At 60.7% G+C, this 19,292-nt stretch carries 21 protein-coding genes and 1 pseudogene; 11 read left to right on the forward strand and 11 right to left on the reverse strand.

Features of this window, described 5'->3' with window-relative positions; translation table 11 throughout:
* Window positions 1-45 precede the first annotated feature (45 nt).
* Entirely contained in the window at window positions 46-945 is a 900-nt protein-coding gene (gene argB, locus RVM26_RS12865; RefSeq protein ID WP_193461738.1) for an acetylglutamate kinase, read from the forward strand.
* A gap of 21 nt (window positions 946-966) precedes the next feature.
* Window positions 967-1,575, forward strand: a complete 609-nt coding sequence (gene slmA / locus RVM26_RS12870; protein ID WP_287808849.1) for a nucleoid occlusion factor SlmA — start codon at window positions 967-969, stop codon at window positions 1,573-1,575.
* Window positions 1,576-1,751: 176 nt separating this feature from the next.
* On the opposite strand, the gene RVM26_RS12875 is transcribed toward slmA, so the two are convergent.
* The 3 genes from RVM26_RS12875 to RVM26_RS12885 all read right to left on the reverse strand — a co-directional run bounded on the left by RVM26_RS12875 (window position 1,752) and on the right by RVM26_RS12885 (window position 4,005).
* Window positions 1,752-2,321, reverse strand: a complete 570-nt coding sequence (locus RVM26_RS12875) for a hypothetical protein (RefSeq protein WP_498939012.1) — start codon at window positions 2,319-2,321, stop codon at window positions 1,752-1,754.
* Window positions 2,322-2,430: 109 nt separating this feature from the next.
* Complete coding sequence (locus tag RVM26_RS12880; protein ID WP_498939014.1) at window positions 2,431-2,619, reverse strand: UDP binding domain-containing protein; 189 nt, start codon at window positions 2,617-2,619, stop codon at window positions 2,431-2,433.
* A gap of 129 nt (window positions 2,620-2,748) precedes the next feature.
* The gene (locus tag RVM26_RS12885) at window positions 2,749-4,005 is read right to left on the reverse strand and encodes an ISL3 family transposase (RefSeq protein WP_172415914.1); all 1,257 of its coding nucleotides are present in this window, start codon (window positions 4,003-4,005) and stop codon (window positions 2,749-2,751) included.
* A 318-nt stretch (window positions 4,006-4,323) separates the two neighbouring features.
* Here RVM26_RS12885 and RVM26_RS12890 point away from each other — a divergent pair, with 318 nt between their 5' ends.
* From RVM26_RS12890 to RVM26_RS12915, 6 genes are all read left to right on the forward strand, one after another.
* Entirely contained in the window at window positions 4,324-4,893 is a 570-nt protein-coding gene (locus tag RVM26_RS12890; protein WP_287808851.1) for an Hsp20/alpha crystallin family protein, read from the forward strand.
* 94 nt (window positions 4,894-4,987) lie between these two features.
* Complete coding sequence (locus RVM26_RS12895; protein WP_498939017.1) at window positions 4,988-6,484, forward strand: Clp protease N-terminal domain-containing protein; 1,497 nt, start codon at window positions 4,988-4,990, stop codon at window positions 6,482-6,484.
* Window positions 6,366-7,853 carry an AAA family ATPase gene (locus RVM26_RS12900; RefSeq protein WP_498941750.1) on the forward strand — a complete coding sequence of 496 codons (1,488 nt, stop codon included), beginning with the start codon at window positions 6,366-6,368 and terminating at the stop codon, window positions 7,851-7,853. The genes RVM26_RS12895 and RVM26_RS12900 overlap by 119 nt, the downstream gene beginning before the upstream one ends.
* Before the next feature lie 16 nt (window positions 7,854-7,869).
* The gene (locus RVM26_RS12905; RefSeq protein WP_167359352.1) at window positions 7,870-8,079 is read left to right on the forward strand and encodes a hypothetical protein; all 210 of its coding nucleotides are present in this window, start codon (window positions 7,870-7,872) and stop codon (window positions 8,077-8,079) included.
* Window positions 8,076-8,510, forward strand: a complete 435-nt coding sequence (locus RVM26_RS12910; protein ID WP_463004402.1) for a PAS domain-containing protein — start codon at window positions 8,076-8,078, stop codon at window positions 8,508-8,510. The genes RVM26_RS12905 and RVM26_RS12910 overlap by 4 nt, the downstream gene beginning before the upstream one ends.
* A gap of 116 nt (window positions 8,511-8,626) precedes the next feature.
* A complete protein-coding gene (locus RVM26_RS12915) occupies window positions 8,627-9,097 on the forward strand; it encodes a phosphate-starvation-inducible PsiE family protein (protein ID WP_463004403.1) in 471 nt (156 codons plus the stop codon).
* Between the two features lie 130 nt (window positions 9,098-9,227).
* Here the strand turns inward: RVM26_RS12915 and RVM26_RS12920 are convergent, their stop codons facing one another.
* Window positions 9,228-12,776 carry a DEAD/DEAH box helicase gene (locus RVM26_RS12920; RefSeq protein WP_498939020.1) on the reverse strand — a complete coding sequence of 1,183 codons (3,549 nt, stop codon included), beginning with the start codon at window positions 12,774-12,776 and terminating at the stop codon, window positions 9,228-9,230.
* A 456-nt stretch (window positions 12,777-13,232) separates the two neighbouring features.
* Between RVM26_RS12920 and RVM26_RS12925 the strand changes: the two genes are divergently transcribed.
* Both RVM26_RS12925 and RVM26_RS12930 read left to right on the forward strand, forming a co-directional pair.
* Complete coding sequence (locus tag RVM26_RS12925) at window positions 13,233-13,544, forward strand: BrnT family toxin (RefSeq protein WP_498939022.1); 312 nt, start codon at window positions 13,233-13,235, stop codon at window positions 13,542-13,544.
* A complete protein-coding gene (locus RVM26_RS12930; protein ID WP_498939024.1) occupies window positions 13,519-13,791 on the forward strand; it encodes a BrnA antitoxin family protein in 273 nt (90 codons plus the stop codon). The genes RVM26_RS12925 and RVM26_RS12930 overlap by 26 nt, the downstream gene beginning before the upstream one ends.
* A 74-nt stretch (window positions 13,792-13,865) precedes the next feature.
* Here RVM26_RS12930 and RVM26_RS12935 read toward each other — a convergent pair whose 3' ends face one another.
* From RVM26_RS12935 to RVM26_RS12965, 7 genes are all read right to left on the reverse strand, one after another.
* A complete protein-coding gene (locus RVM26_RS12935; protein WP_058578213.1) occupies window positions 13,866-14,159 on the reverse strand; it encodes a type II toxin-antitoxin system RelE/ParE family toxin in 294 nt (97 codons plus the stop codon).
* Entirely contained in the window at window positions 14,156-14,380 is a 225-nt protein-coding gene (locus tag RVM26_RS12940; RefSeq protein ID WP_498939026.1) for an addiction module protein, read from the reverse strand. The genes RVM26_RS12935 and RVM26_RS12940 overlap by 4 nt, the downstream gene beginning before the upstream one ends.
* A gap of 146 nt (window positions 14,381-14,526) precedes the next feature.
* Window positions 14,527-14,847: a hypothetical protein gene (locus tag RVM26_RS12945; protein ID WP_197709111.1), complete on the reverse strand. Its 321-nt coding sequence runs from the start codon at window positions 14,845-14,847 to the stop codon at window positions 14,527-14,529.
* A 98-nt stretch (window positions 14,848-14,945) separates the two neighbouring features.
* Window positions 14,946-15,233 (reverse strand): HigA family addiction module antitoxin, encoded by a 288-nt coding sequence (locus RVM26_RS12950; protein WP_084173268.1) that lies wholly within the window; start codon window positions 15,231-15,233, stop codon window positions 14,946-14,948.
* A gap of 9 nt (window positions 15,234-15,242) precedes the next feature.
* A complete protein-coding gene (locus RVM26_RS12955) occupies window positions 15,243-15,521 on the reverse strand; it encodes a type II toxin-antitoxin system RelE/ParE family toxin (protein WP_498939028.1) in 279 nt (92 codons plus the stop codon).
* 352 nt (window positions 15,522-15,873) lie between these two features.
* Entirely contained in the window at window positions 15,874-17,025 is a 1,152-nt protein-coding gene (locus RVM26_RS12960) for an IS91 family transposase (protein ID WP_498938785.1), read from the reverse strand.
* The gene (locus RVM26_RS12965) at window positions 17,018-17,875 is read right to left on the reverse strand and encodes a tyrosine-type recombinase/integrase (protein WP_213262753.1); all 858 of its coding nucleotides are present in this window, start codon (window positions 17,873-17,875) and stop codon (window positions 17,018-17,020) included. The genes RVM26_RS12960 and RVM26_RS12965 overlap by 8 nt, the downstream gene beginning before the upstream one ends.
* Window positions 17,876-18,497: 622 nt before the next feature.
* On the opposite strand from RVM26_RS12965, the pseudogene RVM26_RS12970 reads away from it, so the two are divergent.
* Window positions 18,498-18,926: pseudogene (locus RVM26_RS12970) on the forward strand (transposase); the annotation flags it as partial.
* Window positions 18,927-19,292 lie beyond the last annotated feature (366 nt).

Here is a 19,292-nt window from a genome sequence, read left to right on the forward strand (position 1 = left end):
AGCAGACATTAAAAGCAGATATTACTAGAGCAAAGGGACAATCTCATGAGTTCAGCTAGCCGCGACCCCAAGGTCGTTGTAGAGGTGCTATCCGAAGCCCTTCCCTACATTCAGCAGTTTTCCGGCAAGACCGTGGTCGTGAAGTACGGCGGCAACGCCATGACCGAAGACACGCTGATCGACTCCTTTGCTCGTAACATCGTGCTGATGAAAGAAGTCGGCATCAACCCTGTGGTGGTGCACGGCGGCGGCCCGCAAATTGGCAGCCTGCTGGAAAAGCTCAATATCGAATCGCGCTTCGTCAACGGCATGCGGGTCACCGACTCGCAAACCATGGACGTGGTGGAAATGGTGCTGGGTGGCCTGGTCAACAAGAGCATCGTCAACCTGATCAACCAGAGCGGCGGCAAGGCAATTGGCCTGACCGGCAAGGATGGCGCCCAGATTCGCGCCCGCCAGTTGAAGGTGGAGCATCAAAGCCCGGAAATGACCGCCCCGGAGATCATCGACATCGGCCACGTGGGGGAAGTGGAAGCGATCTCCACCGACCTGATCGAGATGCTCGCAGCCCGCGACTTCATTCCGGTCATCGCCCCTATCGGCGTGGACGCCAAAGGCAACAGCTACAACATCAACGCCGACCTGGTGGCCGGTAAGCTGGCGGAAGCGCTGAATGCCGAAAAGCTGATGCTGCTGACCAACGTGGCGGGCCTGATGAACAGCGAAGGCCAGGTCATGACCGGCCTGACCACGGCCCAGGTAGATGCCCTGATTGCCGATGGCACCATCTACGGCGGCATGCTGCCGAAGATTCGCTGCGCCCTGGACGCCGTCAAGGGAGGCGTCAACAGCGCCCACATCATCGATGGCCGGGTGCCGCATGCCGTGCTGCTGGAAATTTTCACCAACGCTGGGGTAGGCACCCTGATCACCAACGCAGGCTAACTGCGACGGAGGGCAAGAGTCATGAGTGACGACCGCAAGCCTCGCCGTCGCGAGCAAATACTGCAGGCCTTGGCCATCATGCTGGAAGAGGACAGCGGCAAGCGGATCACCACCGCCGCCCTGGCCCGCCAGGTGGGGGTTTCCGAAGCGGCGCTGTACCGCCACTTCCCCAGCAAGGCGCGCATGTTCGAAGGCTTGATCGACTTCATCGAAGAGAGCATCTTCGCGCGCATTACGCGGATACTGGAAGACATTCCAGACGCCACCACCCGCTGCAGCACGATACTCTCACTGCTGCTGGGCTTTGCCGAAAAGAACCCCGGCCTGGCCCGGGTACTGGGCGGCGACGTACTCACCGGCGAAACGGCACGCCTGCGCCTGCGCGTTCACCAGCTGTTCGAACGTTTGGAGACCCAGCTGAAACAAATCCTCCGCGAAGCCGAGCTGCGTGAAGGGTTGCGCCCCAGCATTCCCGCCTCCGCCGCTGCCAACCTGCTGATCGCGCAAGCCGAAGGGCGCATCGCCCAGTACGTGCGCAGCGACTTCAAACGGCTGCCCACCGAGTACTGGGAAGACCAGTGGGAACTGCTTTCCAGCCAACTGCTGCAACCCAGCCCACAGCTCGCCTGACTACGGGCGCGCTTCATACACATACAGCCTGCACATACAGCCTACGCATACAACGCACACGCCCCCAGGGGTAGCCATCCGCTACCCCTGGGGGCGTGTGTCGTGGTGGTTGCCATGCCTCAGCTACACTGGGCCAGGCATCGCCACGAAGCGTTATACCCTCGCCTGCCCTTGAATCACCGCCTCGAACCCAGCGGGGGTAATCGGTTGCTTCTCGGCATCCAACGCGGTGCCCCCAACTTGGCCAGCTTCTTGGAAAGCGACACCAGCTTGGCCAGCTGCAGCTTGCTGGGAGCCAGCATGCGCTGGGTCTTGGCAATCTTGATGCTGACGCCCTTCACCGGCGGATGACTGGCCTGGGATTCGGTCAAGGGTGGCAACTGGCCCGACCCCAGCGCATTTTCGATCAGAATCGGCGTGCGAGAAGAATCCCCCGCCACGGCAAAGGTCCTGGTGCGCTGTTCATACACCGCACCTGCCGAACTCAATACCGCACTCAAGCGGTCGTTCAGTGCAGGCGACGGCTCCTCGAACAGCACCTTTACCTCCCAGGCCGCACTTTCCTCATTCAGCAAGGCCGGGCCTTCTGGCACCACGACGGGCGGTGCCCCGCCCAACGCCCCTGCTGCCACCGGCACCGCGCTTGCCCGCCGTGCCAGCATCATGTACCCCGCCACACACCCGCAAGTCACGCTCAACCAAAGCGCACCAATCGCCACCACCAATACCAACGTTTGGGTATCCATCGCCCTGTTCTCGTTTTGTTAGCCAAGCACCAAACTGCTTACCAGAACAGACCATAGTTCAGGGCAGGCGGTTTGCAAGCTAACATTTGGTCTAGGGGTGGCGTTTATTTCAAGGAAAGAGCAGGCCTGCCCGCTTAACCAACTCAGGCACGTAGAGGTGACGGCCATCCACCACAATGGGGTAACGCAGGGTGTTTTTCAGCCACTGAAAATCGACCGCTCGGAACTCCTTCCATTCGGTGCAGATCACCAGCGCATCGGCGCCTTGCAGCGCCTCCATCGCGGTGGCAGCCAACATTTGTTTCCTGGTTGCTTACGATTGACTCACATCAATCTGCCCAGCAGATCGCGGGATGTTGATTCTTGACTTTCTGCATGTTAGGCACCATACCTTGCAAGGTCTTGAAAAAAATGGTTCTTCGTCACTTCACGTGGATTTGGCCTGATCGAATAGGCGGCCCACCGGGCTCCCAATCAGGTAGATCATGGCGATAAAGTTGGCCTCGTTCCGGTAGCCACGTGCTCGTGACCGAGCCGCTTGGAACAGACCATTCATTCCTTCCAGTCTTGCGTTCGTCAGTCCCGAGAGCCAGCGTCTGACCACCGTGTCGGCGTGCCGCTCAAGCGTCGCCAGGGCTTTCCCCATCGGCTTCAGCAGTGACTTTTCAGACACCGCCGCCTGCATGACCTTGAGGTAGTTCGTGATGCGCCACCGAGCCGCTCTGGGCGTTGGAGCCTTCTGGATCCAGCGTAGCTTCTCCTTGATCACCCAGGCATCGGCCGTGGCGCTCTGATCGGCCACCAACTCCTGGAGCGCCGAAAGCTGTTTGGGTGTCAGGTTCTTGTTATCCAGGTTCTTCAGCAGGGCCCAGCGCAGCGACTTGGGGTGCCCCTGCTCCCGGCGCTCTTTCTTGCGTACCTCGTCCAGCCGCTTGGTGAAGGTCTGTACGATATGGAACCAGTCGACCGTTACCTCGGCCTTGGGAAGGTGCTCGGTCACGCCGCTAAGGAAGGCTGGCGACATATCGCAGACGACCTCGACCACATTATTCGGGTCGCCGCCATGGGCCGCCAGGAAGGCGCTGAAAGCCTGGATGGCATCCTTGCCGCAGCCTGGGACGGCAAAGATAACCGGTTCCCGCTTGCGCTGCATGTCGAGGAACACCGTGACATAGCGATGACCGCGCCGGGAGGCGGTTTCGTCCACGCCGACCGTCACCACCTTGGACAGATCCAGTTCCCCCAACATGCGGCCAACGTAGTGGTGCACGATGCGCCATAGTCGTTTGTCGGAAATCTCCAACTGGCGGGAGACGGCCAGTACCGGCATCTCCTTGACCAGTGACATGGCCGCTTGCTCGAACAGCAGGGTAAAGTCGCTGCCCGGCCGGGCCCAGGGCACCTCTATGCGCTTGACGCCATGGTCAGGACACTTCGTGCGCGGCACGCGAGCATGCAGGTAACAGTGATGCTGAAAGAAGTTCAGATGCCGCCAGGTTTTGTCGGCAAAGTCATGAGCTTGGCAGGCCTTACCACATTCTGGGCAGGGATAGAGACTGCCTCGCTCCGCCTCGACATAGAGGTCCAGGCGGTGGGGCGACACGGCGGTATCCAGGTACTGGTTCTTGAGGATCCAGGGCGCTTCCAAGCCCAGGCCGAGTGTTAGAATCTGGGTGCCGTCCATGTCATACCTCCTGCCGCTGTGGAGGTCATATTCTGGCCCAGCTCAGGGGGCGAATTCCACACCCAACGTCGAAGAGCCAAAAAAATCCTCGATTGAGGCTGTACGAAGGCGGAAATTGTGGGGGGCATGGCGGTTTCGTCAAAGTGAAATCGATCGATGGATCAATGATCAGACCCAAGCAGGCAGAAAGAAGGAGGTGATACGTACAGATGAGCAGCCGAAGGCAGCGAAACATCCCGTGTTGCCTGGGAGCGCTATCCATAGCCGCAGGCAAACGGAGTGAGCGAGATTCTTCAACTTTTCTTCTGGAGGTGTGACATGGACATTGATTTCAAGAAATTGGCTCCCTGGAACTGGTTCAAGAAAGAGCAGGAAGAACAACAGAGCGCTGCCTCGCTGCCCGTGCAGCGCAATGACCTGCCGGTGGCAGGCGGTCCCGCCAGTCCCATCCTGCAATTGCATCGCGAGATCGACCGCCTCTTTGACGGTGCGTTTCGAGGCTTCGGTTTTCCGGCGCAGGCCATGCCGCAATGGCCGTCGGACTGGCCGGGCATGCTGAAGCCGGTACTTGATATCCAGGAAACCGACAAGCAGTACAAGATTTCTTTGGAGGTTCCCGGCGTCGAGGAAAAGGACATCCAGATCACGCTCGACAACGACGTGCTGATGGTACGGGGCGAGAAGCACCAGGAGCAGGAAACCAAAGACGGTGGTTTCCACCGGGTGGAGCGCTCCTACGGCAGTTTCCAGCGTGTCCTGAACCTGCCTGACAACGCCAACCAGGAATCGATCAAGGCCGCATTCAAGAACGGCGTGCTCACGATCACGATGGACAAGCGCGAGGCCAGTGCGCCTAAGCAGGGCCGCTCGATCCCGATCAACGGCTGACGCCGATCGGCTCTTCCTCCGAAAAAACCAGGTGAAGGTCGAGGCGCCGTGATCGGCGGTGCCTCGTCAGATCAATCTTTACAGGAGCATCAGCATGGCCAGAAAACAATGCCAAGTCTGCGGTCAGCCCGCCACGGCGCGGGTGGAAGCCAATCTCAATGGTCGCCACAGCACCATGCTGTTGTGTGACGATCACTATCGCCAACTGGTGCGCCAGCAAAAGCGTACCGTCTCACCGCTGGAAGCCTTGTTCGGCTCACGTAGCGGCCTGTTCGAAGACTTTCTCGGCAGCGACTTCTTCCGCATCGGTGACGCCGCATCGTCCATGGCGGCCGATACCGACGAGGTGGTCGATGCCTCGCTCGGCGAACCCGCCCCGGCTGCTACGGGTACAACGCGCCGGCGCGGCAGTGGGCGCGGCAGTGGGCTCGCCAGCCGCATCAGCGAACAGTCCGAGGCTTTGTTGCAGGAGGCCGCCAAACATGCCGCCGAATTTGGCCGCTCCGAAGTCGATACCGAACACCTGCTGTTGGCGCTCGCCGACAGCGACGTGGTGAAAACCATCCTGGGGCAATTCAAGATCAAGGTCGATGACCTCAAGCGGCAAATCGAATCCGAAGCCAAGCGCGGCGAGAAGCCGTTCGAGGGCGAAGTCGGCGTGTCGCCCCGGGTCAAGGACGCGCTCAGCCGCGCTTTCGTGGCCTCCAACGAACTCGGCCACTCCTATGTCGGGCCGGAGCATTTCCTGATCGGGCTGGCCGAGGAAGGCGAAGGTTTGGCGGCCAACCTGCTGCGCCGTTACGGCCTCACGCCGCAAGCACTGCGCCAGCAGGTAAGCAAGGTGGTCGGCAAAGGGGCCGAGGATGGTCGCGCCGAGGCGCCGACCAACACGCCCGAGCTGGATAAATACTCGCGCGACCTCACCAAGATGGCACGCGAGGGCAAACTCGATCCGGTCATCGGCCGTGCGCAGGAGATCGAGACCACCATCGAGGTGCTGGCCCGGCGCAAGAAAAACAACCCGGTGTTGATCGGTGAGCCCGGCGTCGGCAAGACCGCCATCGTCGAAGGACTGGCGCAGCAGATGGTGGCCGGCGAAGTGCCCGAGACGCTGCGCGACAAGCGTCTGGTCGAACTCAACATCAACGCCATGGTGGCCGGCGCCAAGTACCGCGGCGAGTTCGAGGAGCGCGTGCAGAAGGTGCTCAAGGAAGTGACCGAGCACCAGGGTGAGATGATTCTCTTCATCGACGAGGTGCACACCATCGTCGGTGCAGGCCAGGGTGGCGGCGAAGGCGGGCTGGACGTGGCCAACGTGTTCAAGCCGATGATGGCGCGCGGCGAGCTGAACCTGATCGGCGCCACCACGCTCAACGAGTATCAGAAGTACATCGAGAAGGACGCCGCGTTGGAGCGAGCGTCGCTTCCAGCCGGTGATGGTGCCCGAGCCGACGGTAGCGCAGACCATGATGATCCTGCGCGGCCTGCGCGACACCTTCGAGGCGCACCACAAGGTCAGCATCACCGAGGATGCGATCATCGCCGCCGCCGAGTTGTCGGACCGCTACATCACCGCGCGCTTTTTGCCTGACAAGGCCATCGACCTGCTTGACCAGGCGGCCGCACGCGTGAAGCTGTCGGCCACGGCCCGCCCGGTGGCGGTGCAAGAGCTGGAGTCCGAACTGCACCAGCTGCGGCGTGAGCAGGACTATATGGCCTCGCGCAAGCAATACGACAAGGCCGCCGAGCTGGGCAAGCGCATCGAGGCCAAGGAGACTGAACTCAAGCAGCTCGTCGAGGAATGGGAACGCGAGCGCGCCTCGGGCAGCGCTGAAGTCAAGGCCGAGCATGTCGCGCAGATCGTCTCGCGCCTGACCGGCATTCCGGTCAACGAGCTGACGGTGGAAGAGCGCGAGAAGCTGCTGCATCTGGAGCAGCGGCTGCACGAGCGCCTGGTGGGCCAGGACGAAGCGGTGCGCGCGGTGGCCGATGCCGTGCGGTTGTCACGGGCGGGGCTGCGCGAAGGCGGCAAGCCGGTGGCGACTTTTCTGTTCCTCGGGCCGACCGGCGTGGGCAAGACCGAGCTCGCCAAGGCACTGGCCGAGTCCATCTATGGCGATGAAGGTGCGCTGCTGCGCATCGACATGTCCGAGTACGGGGAACGCCATACCGTGGCACGCCTGGTGGGTGCGCCTCCGGGTTATGTGGGCTATGACGAGGGTGGCCAGCTCACCGAGAAGGTGCGGCGCAAACCCTACAGCGTGTTGTTGCTCGATGAGATCGAAAAAGCGCACCCCGACGTCTACAACATCCTGCTGCAGGTGTTCGACGACGGGCGGCTCACCGACGGCAAGGGCCGGGTGGTGGATTTCACCAATACCATCATCATCGCCACCTCGAACTTGGGCTCGGACATCATCCAGCGTCGGCTGAAGGCCCGTGGCGCCGCCGGCGAGGAATACGAGAAGACCAAGTCCGAGGTGATGGACGTGCTGCGCGGACACTTCCGCCCCGAGTTCCTCAACCGCATCGACGAGATCATCGTCTTCCATGCGCTGGGCAAGGAGGAGATCCGCCATATCGTCGGCCTGCAGCTCGATCGTGTGGCCCGCAACGCCGCCAGCCAGGGCGTGACGCTGACCTTCGACCAGACCTTGATCGACCACTTCGCGGAGGAAGGCTACAAGCCCGAGTTCGGCGCGCGCGAGCTCAAGCGGCTGATCCGCAGCGAGCTGGAGACGGCACTGGCGCGCGAGATGCTGGGTGGCGGTATCGGCAAGGACGATCACGCCAGCGCCCGCTGGGACGACAAGGCCGAACGGGTGGTCTTCGAGCGCCAGGAGCCACCCGCGCAGCCGGCCGAGCATGAAAAGCCCGATGTCGCGAACGTGGCCGAGGCACCGCCTAGCGACGAGAGCAAGCCTGCGCGCAAGAAGAAGTCAGCGGACGGCGAATCTTGAGCGATGGGAGGCTGTCGTGTCCGACCCCAACGGGCTGACATGGGCAGCCACCCTCGTGTCGCTGGCGGTCGCTATCCCACCGCTTGCCGGTCTGGCCCACCTGGTGGGACGCGCCACCGGCCAGTCGATGCATAGCGACCCCAGCCACACAATCTTTGACGAAATGCGCTCCGAGTTGCAGAAGCTTTGGAACCTCTGTTTCACCCCTAAGGAGCGTCACCTTTGAACGAGACGCCTCAAATCTCAGCCCGACACGGCGACCAGATTAACCAGAATGCCCATTCTGGCAGTTGGCATCTCGATCTTGGCTCGCAACTCCTCACTTGCTCCGATGAAGCCTGCCGCGTGCTCGGCCTGGATGTTGGTGCGCCAATAGCCTTCGAGCGATTCCTGCAGTGCATTCACCCTGAAGACCGCGACCGTGTGCATGAAACCATACAGGCGTCGGGGCAGTCACTCGCGCTTTGGCATGACGAGTACCGAGTGCAGTTTCCAGACGGTCGGGTGATCTGGGTCAGACACCTCGTCTGCTCGAGTCCGATCGCTATGACGATGAGTTCTATCAGACCGTTTGGCAGGCTCTGCTTGAGCACGACTACTGGCACGGAGAGCTCTGGTGCCGACGCAAGAACGGCAGTCAGTTTGCCGCGCTGCTGACGATCAGTGCAGTCCCGGATATGCGGGGCAAAGGGTGGACGTGCAAGAGGCTGATCGAGTCGTCTTCTCGGACTCCCCGTTCCATTAACGTTTCATTGAAAGAGAGAGCAACGCTTATGCATAAAGAACCTGGCCACACGACCCTTGACGAGATGCGCTCCCAGTGGCGGTTGATGACGTTTTACGAGCGCTTCGAGCAGGTTGTCGCCCTCGCTCTGTCGGCGGTCATTGCCGTCATCATCGTGGTGTCGCTGATTCAGTTGATTCGGCTCGTCTTCACGCTACTCGTCATGGATGCACTGAATCCAACGGATCATGAGGCTTTTCAGCTGGTATTCGGTGCCACCATGACGCTGCTGATCGCGATGGAATTCAAGCATTCGATCGTCAAAGTGGCGCTGCGTAAGGAAAGCATCATCCAGGTCAAGACCGTCATTCTGATCGCGATTCTGGCACTGGCCCGCAAGTTCATCATCCTTGACCCCGACATTGATCCTGCCAAACTGGCCGCCCTGGCGGGGACGATACTGGCCTTGGGCCTGACCTATTGGCTCATGCGTGAACGCGACGACCGGATGAGCGAGTGATTGGACCATGGCTCTTTATTGTCAACTACTTTGGCCGCTTGGCGATAATTAAAATGGCCGGTTGGGTGGGGTAGTTGTCGGCCACAAACTGCCTGATGGGACATTTGTGGCCGCCTATGAGAGATGGTATCTAAACCACCGGGGCAAAGAGCAGCGCCAGATCCTCCTCGTCGAACAGCGGGCCGTCGCTCTTGTGCTCGGCGCCACCCTCAAGGATCGAGGCGGCGAGATCGGCCTTGCGCGCCTGCAGGTCGAGGATGCGCTCCTCCACGGTGCCGGCGCATACCAGCTTATAGACGAACACCGGGTTCTGCTGGCCCATGCGGTGGGCGCGGCCGGTGGCCTGGGCCTCCACCGCCGGATTCCACCAGGGATCGTAGTGGATCACGGTGTCCGCGGCGGTGAGGTTCAGGCCTGTACCGCCGGCCTTGAGGCTGATCAGAAACACCGGGATCTCGCCCTGCTGAAACAGCGCCACCCGCTGCGTGCGGGTCTTGCCCGGCGTGTCGCCGGTCAGGGTGGTGAAGGGGATGCCGTCCTTCTCCAGGGCCTCACCGATCAGCGTGAGCATCTCGGTGAACTGGGAGAAGATCAGGATGCGCCTCCCCTCCTCCACCAAGGGCCCCACCAGTTCGCGCAGTTGCTCCAGCTTGGCCGAGCGCTTGGTCTTGCGCACACTCTCCAGTTTGACCAGCCGCGGGTCGCAGCACACCTGGCGCAGCTTGAGCAGCGCATCGAGCATCACGATGCCGGAAGCGGCCAGGCCACGCTCGGCCACCGCCTGCTGCACCCGCTGGTGCTGGGCCAGGCGCAGGCTCTCGTAGAGCTCGCGCTGTGCCCCGCTCAGGGTAACCTCACGACGGGTCTCGGTCTTCTCCGGCAGCTCGGCGAGTACCTGCTGCTTGGTCCGGCGCAGCATCAGCGGGGCGATGCGCCGGGAGAGGTGCTTTCGCAGGTCGACGTCGCCCTCTTTCTCGATGGGGGTGCGAAAGCGCTGACCGAACCACTGCTGGCTGCCCAGGGCGCCCGGGGCCACCGCATCGAGCTGCGCCCACAGCTCACCCAGGTGGTTCTCCAGTGGCGTGCCGGTCATGGCGATGGCGCGGGCCACATTGAGCTCGCGCACCGCCCGCGCGGTCTGGCTGGCGGCGTTCTTGATCGCCTGGGCCTCGTCCAGCACCAGCAGGCCGAAGTCGTGCTCGCGCAGGCGTTCGAGATCGCGGATCAGCAACGCATAGGTGGTCACCGCGAGGTCGGCACCGGGAAGCGCCTCCTCGAACTGGCGCTCGCGCTGAGCCCTCCCCCCCTGCAGGGCGACGACGTTGAGCTCGGGGGCGAAGCGTTCAGCCTCGGCGCACCAGTTGCCCACCAGGCTGGTGGGCGCCACCACCAGGGTCGGGCCGGTCAGCGCCCCGCGGGCGCGCTCATCGAGCACATGCGCCAATACCTGGACGGTCTTGCCCAGGCCCATATCGTCGGCCAGGATGCCGCCGGTGCCCAGCTCGGAGAGAAAGCGCATCCAGGCGATGCCTCGGGCCTGGTAGTCACGCAGCTCGCCAACTAAGCCCGGCGGTGCCGGCAGGCTGGCGGGCAGCTCGCGCAGGCGCCGGGCCAGTTTGGTCACGTCGTCTCGCCCCGCCCAGCGCTCGTGCTCGGCCAGGGGCGCCACCTTCTCGGCGGCAGTGCTCGGCAGGCGCACCGCCGCCTCGGGGTCGCTCTCATCATTCAACCAGTCGAGGATGGGCGCCATCAGCGAGCGCAGGCGCGAGAGCGGCATCACCAGGCGGCGATTCTCCGGCAGGGCCAGCGTCCAGCTGGCGTCCTCTGGTTCATCAGCGGCCGGCTCCAGCGGAAAGCCGGGATCCCGAAACAGGCGGCGCAGGATCGGCAGCAGGTTGAGGCGTTCGCCCTCCACCTCGATATCCAGCGCCAGGTCGAACCAGCCGTTGCCGACTGGCTCCAGCTCGCCGTACCAATCGTCCGGCTCCACATAGGTGGGTTCTTCGGGAAAGTCGTCGCTGAAGTGGACCAGGCAACCCGCCTGGCGCAGCCGGGCGATCATCTCCCACCACTCATCGGGGCCGGCCAGGTGGGTCGACCATTCGAGGATCGTGGCCGGAGGACCCTCGGCATTCGGCAGCAGCAGCGACCAGTCAGGCAGCTTCAGATAAGCCGGCACCAGCTCGGCCTCGCGCAGCAGCTCCAGGGTGATCATGCCCGATGGCAGCCCGCGCACCAGCGCCAACTCCGCCTCGGCATCGCGCTTGATCCTGAGTCGCTGGCCATCACGGTACCCCTGCACCCAGTCGCCAGGCTCCGGGACCACCTCGATACCGGCATAGTCAAGCCCCACCACCGCCGCACCGACTTCCACCCAGCGCGGCAGAGGTGCACCGTCACGAAAGCCCAGCTGACCTGCGGCTACCTGCATGGTGACCTTGAGCCGCGGCGCCACATCATCCAGCTGGCGCTCCTCGACCTGATGCGGCGCCGGCAATGTCTCGGCCAGTGCCGGCGCCTCACCCAGGCGCTCACTCAACCAGCCACTCATCTCGGGGGGTAGCGGCGGCGCCTGCGCCACCCTTTTAAGCCACTCGGGACTACCGGCCAGGCGGCCGAACAAGCCCTGCTCAACGTCCAGGTAGCACAACTCGCGCCCACTACGCAGCACAAGCGCCGTTTGCGAGAGCAATCCTTCTGGCTGCGTATCCAGCGCCAGATGCTGTACCCCCTCTTCATCCGCCTGCCAGCGAGGCGCCAGCTGCCCGGCAGGGCCCAGTTCAAGAACGGGGCCCGTCTGCTTTTCATGGAACAGCAGTGGGGGCTCATCGCCTTCAAGCAGATTCCACAGCGCCCGCCCCTGCAGTGGCTGGTCGATGACCGCCGCACGGCGCATCTGACCTGACACCAAAGTGGACTCCTGAGGGCCGTGCAAAAGCAGTGTCAGGGCCTCCTCCTGGGCCGCAGGCCAACCACCCTCGGGCACTGGCACCAGGTCGGAGGCCGCCTCGATGATCCGTGGCGCCACCCACCCCGAGTGGCGACGGCTCTGGCGCGACGGACGCACCCACACCGGCACCACCCGCAGCACCGGCTCACGATAGCCACCGGGCGCGCTCAGAAACAGGGCGAGGCGATACTCGTCGCCGACGCGCCGCCCTTCTGGCTCCTCCTGCAAGGCAGGCCGACCCGCCCGCTTCAGCCACGCTTCCCAGTCGCGCTTCAGGCGCTCGCGCTTGGCCGACGCCAGTTCGGCCGACGACGAGCGCTTGGCAAGCGGCGGCGCAGGGGGCGAACCGGGAGACGGCTCGAGGCTTTCCTCCGGCGAGGCGAAGCCCTCCTCGCCCATCTGATTCATGAAGGTCTCGATCAGCGCCACGGCATGCTTGCAGCGAACACCGACCGGGCAATTGCAGAGGGTAAAGAGCCCTTTCTCGAGCTCCCTTGGGTCAAGGTAAACCCGGGTCATGTAGGCCTGCTTGCGGCTACCGGCAACGCGCCCGAAGATTCCCAGCATGTCACTGCCGACCTGCAGGTTGAACCCATCATGCACACGCCCCTTGTGGGCATAGCCCAACCCACGCGATAGGGTGGCGGCATCAAAGGCAGTCGGCCAATCCACTTCCATCAGAGCCAAGTACAGATCCAGGGCAGGGTCTTCAGGATAACGCTCCGACATATTGGCTCCTTGAGGTCGATATTACGGGGAACATAATGCTACCACGACCCCCCACGCTCATCGTTGCCGCGCCTCCTTCACCTCGAAGGCCACGACCTGGCGCTGCTCCTTCGAGACCACCACAGCATCAGAAAGCGAGCGACCGGAGCGGCGGTCGGCGATCACGGCTGCTTTGAAGGTCGAGATTAATTCCTGGAGGTTCTAAATCGGCGAAAGAAACGCAGTGTTCGGGCATTACGAAGCAGGCGCTCACGCCGGAAATACGGATCCTTACGAGCAATGCCGATGGCACGTAGCTTCAGACTGCCCGATCAGAGCCCTCGTGAATGAGGCGGGATAACGCCCGCAGTACGCGCGCCCTTGAAATGGAGCCGAAGGCGCAATGTAAAGGGCGTCGCCGTGCCTGCATTGGTTAGCACTTGTTGACGACAGCGTATATGCTGATAATATACCTACATGATCAACCGGGCACAAGTTACTGGCTTTGACTGGGACCAAGGCAACTCCCGCAAAAACGCGGAGAAACACGGTGTAAACCAGTCCGAAGCGGAAGAAATTTTCTTTAACGAGCCGCTTCTGGTGCTGGATGACTCCAAGCACAGCCAGACTGAGGCTCGTTTTCATGCCCTTGGTGTAACGGATGATGAGAGACTGCTCCACATTACGTTCACACTAAGGCAGAACGGTACGCTGGTCAGAGTGATTTCCGCTCGCGACATGCACCGTAAAGAGAGGGTTATTTATGAGCAAGCTAAAAAAGATGCCTGAATTTAAAACTGAAGCCGAAGAGCGAAAATTCTGGGAAACCCACGATTCCACAGACTATCTGGATTGGAGTCAGGCCAAGCCGGCATCGTTCCCGAAGCTGAAACCCTCAACCAAGACGATCTCACTCCGGCTGCCGGAAACCTTGCTTGATCGGATCAAAATCGAAGCCAACAAGCGGGACATGCCCTATCAATCACTGATCAAGGCTTGGCTTGCGGACGACGTGAACGACAGCCGTCGGGCCTGAGGTGCTAACGCCCGGCTCACGCGCCGGTTTGGAGCCGCGAAGCGGTGGAAAATCGGTCGCTGTGCAGCCGATTGTTAAAGCCTGCCAAGCCAGTACTGCGGACGTCGCCGGTCATGGGCAACAGCCAGAACTTGAAAACCATCAGGCTTCTCTCGGTAAACGATGGATAGCGGAAATCTGTGAAGGGGCGCTCTACGAATATCTGGCGGCAACTCAACTTGCCAGGCTTTTGGTGACTCGCCAACTAAATTGGCCAGGGCCTCAAATTCCTCTATGAAGGCACCACCCAATCCCGGAACTTTTGATTCGTAATAACCAACTGATTCCAGAAACTCGGCTTCCGCTGCCGGGTGAAAAGAATAGGTCATTTGATCAGTGCTCTAGCCTTCCTCATGACAGCCTCACCAGGCACAGCCTGAACAGTGCCATTATCCAGCTCTTCGCCTCTACGCCGAGCCTCGAGCAACCAATCGGACCTGAGCTCTTCTTCTGACGGAAACTCCAGACTTAATACCAGTCGCTGGATCAATTGTGCTCGCTCCTCTTTAGGAAGGTGGAGCGCCTCGTCTTCAATTTTCTGAAGATTCATGGCAAAAACCTCTCGTTCGGGTAACACTCAATTTTGACACGGATGGGTGCCGGGTTCCACGACTCGGTTTTTCGCTTTAACGCCCGCCATCACCGGTGGCAAAACCGGCGCGAAGCAGAGGTTTTGGCATCCGGTGCATGGTCTGGTTATGTTTGATGTTCGATTTCAACCGCCGACTCGTCCCCACAGTGGATGAAGAAGTGCCCTTTTGCCGCACGTGAAGATAGAAGCCGGAACCATCCACGGCCCGATTTCTCGCGACCATCATCATTTCCTGACCAAGAAAACTCGACTCGTGCTCCATCATCAGAAATGCGGTAATCGATTTGGCCCTCGACTGCTCCGAACACAAAGAAGCCAAGGCCATCTTCATCGAACTGGAAATATCCAGGCTCAACAAGGTCAACAAATTCTTGATCCCACATTTCCATCCAGGTAATGCGCCATCGTCCAACGATTTTGCTCAAATTTCCTCCTTAAAACATAACGCCCGCCATAAACGGCCGAGTGAAACGAGGTCCGGCGACCGAAGGGAGCGCATTTGATGGCTTGGTTATGTGCTCTACTATGCGGCGACAAGCTTCTTGACTCTAAGGTCTTTACGGTGTTGCTCTGCATGCCAAAGCTCATATTGAGACTGCTGGGTTAGCCAACTCTCTGATGAGGTATTAAAAGCAATAGAAAGCCTAATCGCCATTTCCGGGCTAATACCGGCTTTGCCGTTCAAAACGGCGCTTAACGTTTTCCGGCTGACCCCGAGCGCCTCCGCAGCTGCTGTAACAGACAAGCCAAGAGGCTCTAGGCACAGCTCTCGTATGACCTCACCTGGATGGGGCGGGTTGTGCATCAACATAGGAGTACCTCAGTGATAATCTTCGTAATTCACTATCTCGGCGTCTCCATCCTCAAAGCGGAATGTCACGCGCCAGTTACCGCTTACCGTCACTGACCAGACTCCCGACCGGCTGCCGGAAAGCTCGTGGAGCCTAAGGCCCGGCAAGTCCATATCTTTGGCGCCGGAAGCCGCATTAAGCCGACCGAGAATAAGCCGAAGCCTCTTTGCATGAGCGGCCTGGATCCCTGCAGTGCTGCCGGACTTGAAAAATTTGGCCAAGCCCTTGTGTTTGAAGCTTCGTATCATCCTCTAAATGTACCCTGTAACGTATCGGGTGTCAATGCACATAACAGTGAAGCATTTATTCGCCGTGCGGAGCATGGCGAATAAATGCCTGTTGGACTAAGGCGCGTCCATCAGGCGGCTATTTAATAGGGAATTGTATTGACTGACAGGTGGCCTGAGGTGCCAAACGGCGCATTGGCAGGTCGGGGGGCACGCGCTCTGATCGTCCGTTTCGTCATTATGTCGACACTTCCAAATCCAATTTAACCCAATGTAGCGCGTCTGATGGCTAAAATCCATCATCGGGACGAGCTTATCCATGACTCGCTAGCGAGCCGGTTAGCCAGGTCTGTTGTTGTCGTAGGGCGTTACATCATGCTCGATAGTGTTGCTCCTTGTCGTTAGGCGGCTGATCATGGAGGGGGCGCTGGGGTGTGAGCGTCCCGATCATCCGTAAGGTGGGCTGCTTGCAGTGTGGACAGGTGTAGGTCGGCTCCGCATCGCTGGCGGCTGTATCGACATGGGGGGCCTGGTCAACCATCGCTAGCGCTCGACGGATCTGTACCAGACGTTGCCGTCGGCAGCGATTGGCCAGAAAGCCGTAATGCCGCACTCGCATCAGTCCCCTAGGCAGGACGTGGAGCAGGAAGCGACGCACGAACTCCTCGCCATCCAGAATGAGTTGCTTGTGTCGGTCGTGGTCGCGGTAATCCTTGTAACGTAGGGTCACTTGCTGGTCGTCTACGGCGAGGATACGTGCGTTGCTGATGGCGATCTGGCGCGTGTAGCGCGCCAGGTAGCGTACTACCGCCTGGGTGTGTTCAAGGCAGTCCTTGCTGTCAACCACCCAGTCAGTGGCCATCAGTGTGTTCAATTGAGCATCGACATCGCCGGGCCGGGTAACCCGGTGGAGATCGCCAGCATGGGCGGCCTTGCGCAGAGCGCTCACCATGTGCCCACGGAAGTGGCGTGACAGGGCCCGCACGGGGAACAAGTAGTTGCTTCGCGCTTCATGCCACTTGCCATCGTCACTCAAGGCACCGCCTGGAACCAGACAATGCAGATGCACATGCTGGCTCAGGTTCTGGCCCCAGGTGTGAAGCACCGCGATCATGCCCATTTCGCCGTTGAGGCGTTTTGGGTCTCGTGCAAACGTGCACAGCGTTTGCCAGGCACTCTGGAACAGCAATCGGTGAATCACCTCGGGATGAAGCTGAACCCAGCCATTAAGACTGTGCGGTAGCGTGAATACGACGTGGTAATAGCGCACCGGCAGCATATTGGCCTGCTGACGCTCAGCCCATTGCGCCATGGCGCGGCCCTGACACTGTGGACAGTGACGATCACGACAGCCAAAGTAGCGTGGCTGTACATGAGCGCAGTCAGAGCACTGTAAGACCATCCCACCCATCGCCTTCGTTCGGCAGGCCAGCAGATGGGTACACACCCGTTGGCGCTGGCGATCAAGACCGCTTGGGTCGAGAAAGCGGGTCAATGCCTGTTGCAAGGTAGCGGCCTTAGTCATGGCTCACCTCCAGGGCGGCCACCAGGTCAATATGACACTGATCTCCCCCTTGCTGGTTCGGTAGCCAGTGCAGGTAGCGCATCGTCGACTGGAGGTTACGGTGGCCCAGTAGTCGCTGGAGCTGATGGACGGGCAGGCCTTGCTCCAGAACATGGGTGGCATAGGCATGGCGCAGACTATGGATGCCACCCACCCGCTCGACCCCGGCCAGACGCTTGGCCTGGGTAAAGGCCTTCTGTGGCGCACTGGCGTGCAGGGCTTGATCGGGAAACAGAGCGCTCGGGAACAGCCATGTGACTGGCCGATAGGCGCGCCAGTAATCGCGCAAGCGATCAAGCAGGGTCACGGGTAGTAACACCATACGATCCTTGCCGCCCTTGCCCTGCGTCACACGGAGTTGGTAACGCTGGCTGTCGATGTCACTAACTCGCAGGTGGCAGACCTCGGTCACACGCAATCCGCAGCCATAGCACAGTTCGAGCATCATGCGATGCTTGGCGTTTTGGCAGGCGGCCAGGATCCGCCGAACCTCGTCGCGGGTCAGCAGTTCTGGAATCCGCTGCGGTTTTTTGGGGACGGTGAGCGGCACATCAAACGACGGCCACTGCAACACGTGCAAATACAGGAACCGCACGCCGTGCAGATAGACACGGCAACTGGCGGCAGACAAACCGCGCTCCTGAACCAGGTGATTGAAGAAGTGTTGCAGGTCGTCGGTACTCAACGTGTCTGGCGAACGGTGGAAATAACGTGCCAGATCAGTGACCACCATCAGGTAGGTATTGTGGGTACGTTGCGCAAAGCCACGCTGACGCATGGCCGCGATCATCTTCTGTCGCAGGGCAGTCATCGTCGTCACTCCTGTTGATTGACCCACGTGGGTCAATCAATAGTGTGGCCCGATGAGGCGAAAAACGTGATTCGTCAACAGCTACCGCGAAGCGGTTTAGTTCAACAGTGATTATACACCCTGCCATGAAACCTCAGTGAACGTGACATCACAATGACTGAGGTTTCATAGCCACCAAATTGAATCTACCTCATTGATTCTACAGCGTGCAAAGAGAATTTTGGCGATGTAGCCAAAATTCGCGGGCTTGCGCGTTTTGCTCGCCTCAATAACCCCCGGTGTCAGGATGAGTGTCGTACCCTCTGATACCCCCGGCTTATTCACGAGGCCGGCCTGAAAACGAAGATGGCGGATGGTATTCTCTTGAGAAATCAGAACGTTCCGTCAAGAACCTGAACCAAGAGAGCCATCCGCTATGGGTGAAAGCCTATCCACCTGGACGCCCTCCTGCAACGGCTCTGTCCGTGTCGAGCTCGACGGCCAGCGCACCACCAGCGACAGCGGCGCGCTGCTGCGTGAAGCCCTCGACAACAGCGGCGTGATCGAGGCGCTGGAAGACAACCTGGTCGACCTCCGCAATCCGCTACGCGTCCGCCACTCACTGGCCAGTCAGCTGCGTACCCTGGTGCTGCATGCCTTCTTCCTGGTCACCAACCTCGGCAAGTTCGACTGGCCGCCTGAGAAGGTCCTGGCACTCTATCGCAAGCGCGGCAGCGCCGAAGCGCACATGGGCGAGGTGAAGTCGGCGCTCGACGTGCACCTCTCGTCGACCGATCGTGGCGCCTCCACCGTTCAGGATGTGATGGCGCGCAACGAGGTGAGCCTGCTGCTGAGCCTCTACGCCTACCAGGTCCTGCATGGCCTGCGCTGCCTGCTGGAGCGGCAAACTCGGCAAGGCTGGAGCCTGAGCCGGATGCGCGAGCAGGTGCTGAAGGTAGCCGCCACGCTGAGGCTGCACGCTCGGCGAATCACCGTTCACCTCGGCGCCGCTGCCGACAAGTGGTGGCCGACACTGCTGAAGGGGCTGCCGAAGCTGGCCTCGCTGAGCTGACGCTCCTGCGAGACCACCACAGCATCAGAAAGCGAGCGACCGGAGCGGCGGTCGGCGATCACGGCTGCTTGGACGGCCGCAATTGATTCTAAATAGCTATAAGAAAGCGGGAAAAGGTCGGCATTCTGGCATTACTCACCGGCCACTCGCGCTGAAGAAGCCGATCCTGATAAGCGATGCCACCAGTCAGTACCTCCAGACCGCTCGATCAGCACCCTCGTGAATGAGGCGGGGTAAGATGTGCCTGCACGGCAGCTTGCATATACCGTTGCGAGGAGTGCCTCGGTGGTTACGGAACTGATCACGCGATTAATTTTGAATAGGCACTTAAGCACGAACTTCCCCGCACTTCCGCATGCTAGACTA

The organism is Halomonas sp. KM072, assembly GCF_050710315.1.
In the GTDB taxonomy this organism is placed as follows: Bacteria; Pseudomonadota; Gammaproteobacteria; order Pseudomonadales; family Halomonadaceae; genus Vreelandella; species Vreelandella hamiltonii.